The 6,564-nt window shown below is 42.7% G+C and carries 7 protein-coding genes; 6 read left to right on the plus strand and 1 reads right to left on the minus strand.

Annotated features, from left to right (window positions below):
* Positions 1-8 precede the first annotated feature (8 nt).
* The 6 genes from ABID29_RS05725 (at position 9) to ABID29_RS05750 (ending at position 5,196) form a co-directional block, all read left to right on the plus strand.
* Positions 9-1,223 (plus strand): MFS transporter, encoded by a 1,215-nt coding sequence (locus ABID29_RS05725; protein WP_161980655.1) that lies wholly within the window; start codon positions 9-11, stop codon positions 1,221-1,223.
* A 394-nt stretch (positions 1,224-1,617) separates the two neighbouring features.
* On the plus strand, positions 1,618-1,911 hold the full coding sequence (relB, locus tag ABID29_RS05730) for a type II toxin-antitoxin system RelB/ParD family antitoxin (RefSeq protein WP_156805287.1): 294 nt from the start codon (positions 1,618-1,620) through the stop codon (positions 1,909-1,911).
* Positions 1,904-2,242 carry a type II toxin-antitoxin system RelE/ParE family toxin gene (locus ABID29_RS05735; protein ID WP_156805286.1) on the plus strand — a complete coding sequence of 113 codons (339 nt, stop codon included), beginning with the start codon at positions 1,904-1,906 and terminating at the stop codon, positions 2,240-2,242. Before relB ends, ABID29_RS05735 begins: the two co-directional genes overlap by 8 nt.
* Positions 2,243-2,276: 34 nt before the next feature.
* The gene (locus ABID29_RS05740; RefSeq protein WP_354365039.1) at positions 2,277-2,963 is read left to right on the plus strand and encodes a YjjG family noncanonical pyrimidine nucleotidase; all 687 of its coding nucleotides are present in this window, start codon (positions 2,277-2,279) and stop codon (positions 2,961-2,963) included.
* 144 nt (positions 2,964-3,107) lie between these two features.
* Positions 3,108-4,895: an excinuclease ABC subunit UvrC gene (gene uvrC, locus ABID29_RS05745; RefSeq protein WP_354365040.1), complete on the plus strand. Its 1,788-nt coding sequence runs from the start codon at positions 3,108-3,110 to the stop codon at positions 4,893-4,895.
* The gene (locus ABID29_RS05750; RefSeq protein ID WP_354365041.1) at positions 4,888-5,196 is read left to right on the plus strand and encodes a hypothetical protein; all 309 of its coding nucleotides are present in this window, start codon (positions 4,888-4,890) and stop codon (positions 5,194-5,196) included. Before uvrC ends, ABID29_RS05750 begins: the two co-directional genes overlap by 8 nt.
* Here the strand turns inward: ABID29_RS05750 and ABID29_RS05755 are convergent.
* On the minus strand, positions 5,159-6,564 hold a 1,406-nt coding region (locus tag ABID29_RS05755; RefSeq protein ID WP_354365043.1), incomplete at its 5' end, for an IS1182 family transposase. The genes ABID29_RS05750 and ABID29_RS05755 overlap by 38 nt on opposite strands.

The following is a 6,564-nucleotide window of genomic DNA, read 5'->3' on the forward strand; positions in this document are numbered from 1 at the left end:
GAATGGTTATGTCTAACTTTTTAAACAATCTTGGTAGTGCCATTTATAATCTGGTTTTTGTCATCTATGTGGCGGAGGTCTACCATTCCAAAACCATGCTTTTCATCGCTAACAACATCATGATGTTGCCTATTTATTTCCAGATTTTTGTAGGGTTTCAATCGGACAAGACTAAAAACAAGTCAAGAGCTCTTTTGATTTCAGGTTATGTCCAAGCTCTGCTTTTTATCGGAGTGGCATGGTTGACACAAAACGCTACCTTTGTCACCTTTTCTCTTATCTGTCTTATTAATGTTATCAGCGATATGCTTGCCCTCTACAGCAGTAATTTACGTCTGCCACTTTTTAAGCGATTTCTAGGAGAAGAGGAATTACGCGAAGCCTTTTCTTTCAATCATTTTGTTAGAATCCTTTCAAATATCGGAGGGCAATTCCTAGGAGTTTGGCTACTGACGATTAGTCATAACAACTATGGCTTGGTTGCTTTTCTTAATGCTCTGACCTTTTTCTTATCAACAGTGTTACTCATCGGTATCTTCAAAGACTACGATAGCTTAGTTGAAAAAGAAGCACAGAACAGTCAAGAAGAGCCAGAAAAGTCTAAGAAACAGTCTCTAAAAGGGGCTTGGAAAGTTTTGCAAGGCGCTTTTGAAACTGTAGGCAGTGGTATTTCAGTTAAGCGGCTTCTTTTAGCTTTGACCTTACAATTTACCCTTGCTGGAGCTGAAAATGTCATGTTTAACATGTACTTTCTCTCTCATCCCATAGGGATTTTAAGCTATGAGCAGATTTTGATAGCCCTCAACCTCGTCTCAACAGCAGGTCTCGTTGCTGGTGATTTGACGCCAAATGACTGGTTTAGCCGGCAAACCTATCCTTTCTTGCTCATCTGCAATGGTCTTTTGGTAGCTCTCTTTGGTTTTCTCTGTCTCTTGAATTACCAAGGCTATTTTTTGCTGGTTCTCTTGTTTATGACCGGCTATATTTTTGCCAAATCAAGTCCTAAACTAACCAGTGAATTGCTAATCGCGATACCCGAAGATTACTTTGGTCAGGTTATGGGGCTTATATCCACCATTACTCAATTAGCCATTCCTGTTGGAGGCTTCCTCCTATCAGGGCTACTGGTCTGGAATGAAACAGCTACGTGGATTCTTTACACGTTAATAGCTGCAGTGAGTGTATTATTACTTTCTGTGAAGAAAAAGCTAGCGCAGGACTGAGAGTACAGAAATTTTTAGAAATTTCGCCTCATTGTCAACTGTAGTGGGTAGATGTCAGCTAACATCTCGAGAGGACCAAATTGGTCTTCTCTTTTTTGAAATCAGTTGAAGTAAGCGGTACATCCAAGCAGTTAAAACTCTTGAAAGTGCTTGGTTTCAAGGGCTTTTCGTATATGGTTGAAAGATAAATATCTAGAGGAAGTAGTTCTTAGCATAATGACAGATTAGCAATTTTGATTGAAATAGGTAATCGTTTGGATTGTTTCAAATCGTTTGCTGGTTTAGTAATGTGATGAACTTTAGTACTATAGCATAGTCAGTTTTGATTGTTTTGTAGCACAGTGTGTGTTAAAATGTATTTACGAAATATCTTTACAAAGAGGTGATGATTATTATGGCAAGCACTCAACCAGTAAATTTCAGAGCAGATTCTGCTTTTTACCAACAAACAAAACAAATATTGGCGGATGAGAACGTGACCATGTCTGATGTGCTCAATGCAGCCCTTCGTAAAATTGCGACTGGAGCAGTTGATCCAAAAGAGTTCGTCACCAGCGATTCTCAGGAGACGCAGTATCAAGTTGCCTTTGAGGATTTGAAAAAGGAGATTCTGATTGGTCATCAAGAAATCGAGCAAGGTAAGCTGACTGCTTTAGCGGATGTGAGAAAGGAATTTGGTCTTGACTAATCATAAACGTTATCATGTTTCTCTTACAGATCAAGCAAAGAAAGATTTACGAGAAGTTCACGACTATATTCTACTCAATTTTTATAGTCAACAATCGGCTGATGGGAAACTTGACCTTGTTCTAACAGCTCTTGAAACCTTGGAATCTTTTCCAGAAGCCTGTCCGTTGGTTTCTAGACGAGGCTATGGTGAACTGACAAATGATGGTAAACGCTATCGTTACATGCCAATTGAGCATTACTTGGCCTTTTACTATATTGAGAACTATAATGTCTACGTTGCTAGAATTCTAAGTTCTAAGCAAAATTGGGCTAAGTTATTTAATAAGTGACTGTCGTATTACCCTAGAAAGGAAACTCCCTAAATTGTATTACAAATTTCTACTATTCGACCTAGACCATACCTTGCTGGATTTTGATGCAGCAGAAGAAGCAGCGCTCCAGCAGCTCTTTGAGCCGTATCATGTCACAAATATAGCGGCTTATAAGGTTGCTTATCGCAGGATTAACAGTCAGCTTTGGAGGGATTTGGAAGCTGGCAAGATTAGCAAAAAAGAACTGGTAGAAACAAGGTTCTCACGGACATTTGCCCAGTTTAATCAGTTCGTTGATGGCCAGGAGCTAGCTCAGGCCTATCAGCAGCACCTCAGCCAGCAAGGCCAGATTTATCAGGGAGCAGACCAGCTTCTGACCAGCCTTGTTGCGCGTGGTTATCGGCTTTTTGCTGCAACCAACGGCATCGCTGCCATCCAGAAAGGGCGGCTCCAAGCTTCAGGGTTGCTTTCTTACTTTGAGCAGGTTTTTATCTCAGAAGAGATGGGAACCGCTAAGCCTGCCCTTGCCTTTTTTGAAAAAATGGCAGAGCAGATCAAGGATTTTCAGCACGAGGAAGCGCTTATGATTGGCGACTCCTTGACAGCTGATATACCTGGCGGCATTGCAGCTGGCTTAAAAACGGTTTGGGTTAATTTTAAAGGTCAGCAAAACCAGACCCCCTATCAGGCTGATTATGAAGTTAGAACTTACCAAGAATTGCTTCATTTGTTAAGCTAGTCTCTAGCGCTAGGTGAAAAAGTTTTGATGTAGCGCAGCTTTTCCTATCAGTCTAGCTTAGAAGCTATGTTATCTAAAAAATAAGGATTTCAAGGCAAACTATTGGCATTGGAATCCTTTTTTGGATTAGTGTATAATAGACCTATGAACCAACTGATTAAACACAAGCTAGAACTCCTGCCAGACAGCCCTGGTTGTTATCTGCACAAGGACAAGCATGGGCAGATTATCTATGTCGGCAAGGCCAAGAACCTGAAAAACCGTGTACGGTCTTATTTTCGAGGCAGTCACGACACCAAGACTGAACTTTTGGTGTCTGAGATTGCGGATTTCGAGTTTATCGTGACAGGCTCAAACACCGAGGCCCTGCTCTTAGAAATCAACCTCATTCAAGAAAACAAGCCCAAGTTCAACATCAAACTCAAGGACGACAAGTCCTATCCTTTTATCAAGATTACCAAGGAAACCTATCCCCGTCTGATGATTACCCGTCAGGTTAAACGGCACGACGGCATTTACTTTGGTCCCTACCCAGATTCTTATGCTGCCCATGAGATTAAGAAGCTCTTAGACAGGATTTTCCCATTCCGCAAGTGCACCAATCCGCCTGAAAAGGTCTGTTTCTACTACCATATCGGCCAGTGCCATGCCCACACCGTTTGTCAGGTGGACAAGGATTATTTCACTAAAATGGCTGAGGATGTCAAAGGCTTCCTCAATGGTCGAGACGACAAGATTTTGGAGGACTTGCGGCGTAAGATGGCTGACGCTGCCAGTTCGCTTGAGTTTGAGCGGGCGGCAGAGTACAGGGACCTGCTGTCCAGCATTGCTACTCTGCGGACCAAGCAGCGGGTCATGAGTGCCGACATGCAAGACCGTGATATTTTCGGCTATGCGGTGGACAAGGGCTGGATGAGCGTGCAGGTCTTCTTTGTCCGTCAGGGCAAGCTCATCGAGCGCGATAGCCAGCTTTTTCCCTACTACAATGACCCAGACGAGGATTTTCTGACCTATATGGGTCAGTTTTATCAGGACAAGCGGCACTTTCTGCCCAAGGAAATCTTTATCCCGCAGGGGATTGACGAGGAGCTGGTGCGTGCCATCGTCCCGACCAAAATCATCACTCCTCAAAAAGGGGAAAAAAAGCAGCTGGTGAACCTGGCTGTTAAAAATGCGACCGTCAGCCTGCAGCAACAATTTGACCTAGCGGAAAAAGACTTGCTCAAGACCCAAGGGGCGATTGAAAACTTGGGCAAACTTCTTGGAATTGCCACGCCCTATCGCATCGAGGCTTTTGACAACTCCAATATCATGGGAACCTCACCTGTGTCTGCCATGGTCGTTTTTGAAAATGGCAGAGCCAAAAAGTCCGATTACCGCAAGTACAAGATTAAGACCGTTGCTGGACCAGATGACTATGCTTCTATGCGGGAGGTCATTGAGCGACGGTACAGTAGAGCTTTACGCGAGGGAACTGTCCTGCCAGACCTCATTATCATCGACGGTGGCCAAGGTCAGGTCAATGCGGCTAAGGCTAGCCTGGATAAGCTAGGTTTGTCCATTCCCATCGCTGGCCTGCAAAAAAATGACCGCCACCAGACCCATGAACTCCTCTTTGGTCAGCCCTTAGAGGTGGTGGATTTGCCCCGCAATTCACAGGAATTTTTCCTCCTCCACCGTATCCAAGACGAAGTGCACCGCTTTGCCATCACCTTCCACCGCCAAGTTCGCAGCAAAAACAGCTTCTCGTCACAACTCGACGGCATCGAAGGGCTTGGTCCCAAACGCAAGCAGCTTCTTCTCAAACATTTCAAAAGCATCACCGCTATCAAAGAAGCCACTGTCGAAGATATCCGCCAGCTGGGTGTGCCAGAGCAAGTGGCGCAGAGAGTGTTGGAGAGGTTGAGTATTAGGGAGAACAAAAATGATTAAACTGGAGAAAATAGAGCAAACTGAGGTGGAAAAGTTCTGTTGTGAGATTTATGATAAATTAAAAAAGCGCCACATAAATGAAATAAAGAGTATCAATAAATGGATTTTTAATTTTTTTAAATCCGTTCCTAACAGTAATGTCAGATTTACTGCAACGGGTGATAATCTCTTCCAAATTATGGTAGCTGATTATAATGAGTTATTTCTTTTAAAACAGTTTATTGATAGTAGTGTCAACTATGAAAAATTTACGAAAAGAATGACTAGGAAAATACGAAATTCGAGGCCGGGCAAAAACTAGCCTCAAAATCAAACCACACCGTGATTTCTGTCTTGAAAACAATCAAGATGAAAGAATCACTGTGTGGTTTTTGAGTTTTTGAAGTTTTTGAGCCTAGATTCTTGGCCAATTTTGTGAGATTCATGCTCATGAAGAGGAAGCCAATTTCTGTCTGAACAGCTTGGTGACCTCTGACATGAACTCTGCGCACGCCAAAAACACTCTTCAATCGGCCAAAAACGGGTTCGACATCGATTTTCCGTTTGGCGTAGATACGAGAGCCTTCTTCACTATGCAATGATTCCTTGATCCGTTCTTTAAAGTAATTCCAAGTTGGATTGTAATGGATTTGTTTCTGACGACCACACTCGGTTTTAGCTAGTTGTTCCAACCCTGGTGTGTCTTGAACCTTATCCGCCTCATAGATTTTAAAGTCACGTTTAAAACCATACTTGTCCGTTCGACGAGAATAGTGTTTAAAGGAATACACAACCCCGTCTGGTTTCACAAACTGATCCGTTTCTTCAAGGTAAGTCCAGTTGTTTTGGTTTTGAGGACTGTTTTTATAGTTCTTAGTCCGTTCCTTCTGATACATGCTGTATGGAATCAGAGGTGTTTTCTCCAACTCATCAATGATAAAACGATAATTCTCTTCACTCCCATACCCTGCATCAGCTACAATGTTTTGAAACAAGTCTAGAGTTTGGATGGATTCGAGGAAAGGCTTTAACGTTCTAGTATCTGTTGGGTTTGGAAATATATCGTAGGCAAGAACATATTGACCATTGGTGGCAGCTTGGACATTATAGCCAGGTTTGAGCTGGCCATTCCTCATATGATCCTCTTTCATCCGCATAAAGGTAGCGTCATGATCTGTTTTAGAAAAGGAATTGCGATTTCCAAGGATTACTCTTGCTTCTTCGTAACGCTGTTTACGAGGAAGGTAGTCTTTTCTCAACTGATTGCGGAGTTTCTTGAGGCGACGTCGCTTTTGTTTATTAGCAGAGCCACCTTTGATCACTTTGGGTTCCTCAGAAATAACTTTCTCAACTTCCGCCAAGGCATGCTCTGTGTCTTTCAAAAGGCGCACTAATCCCTCGCTAGTTTCACATGCTTCTTTCGAGAGAGCTAAATCTACCCCTTCTTGAACAAGGTTATCATAAAGTTCAGCGGTCTTACCGTTCAATGCTTCGTCGTACTTAATGACAGCTTTTTTCCAAGTAAAAGAATAGAGATTGGCATCGGCTTCCAGTTTTGTACCATCAATAAAGAGTGCCTCATCTTCAATCAGCCCATTCTCACGCATGAGGAGGGTAAAGTAAATAAAGGCGGTCTTAATCAGGTTGTTGGCATGCTTACTAGAACGGAAATTATTGATGGTCTTGTAGC

The sequence above is a fragment of the Streptococcus rupicaprae genome, from assembly GCF_040545225.1.
Lineage (GTDB): Bacteria > Bacillota > Bacilli > Lactobacillales > Streptococcaceae > Streptococcus > Streptococcus rupicaprae.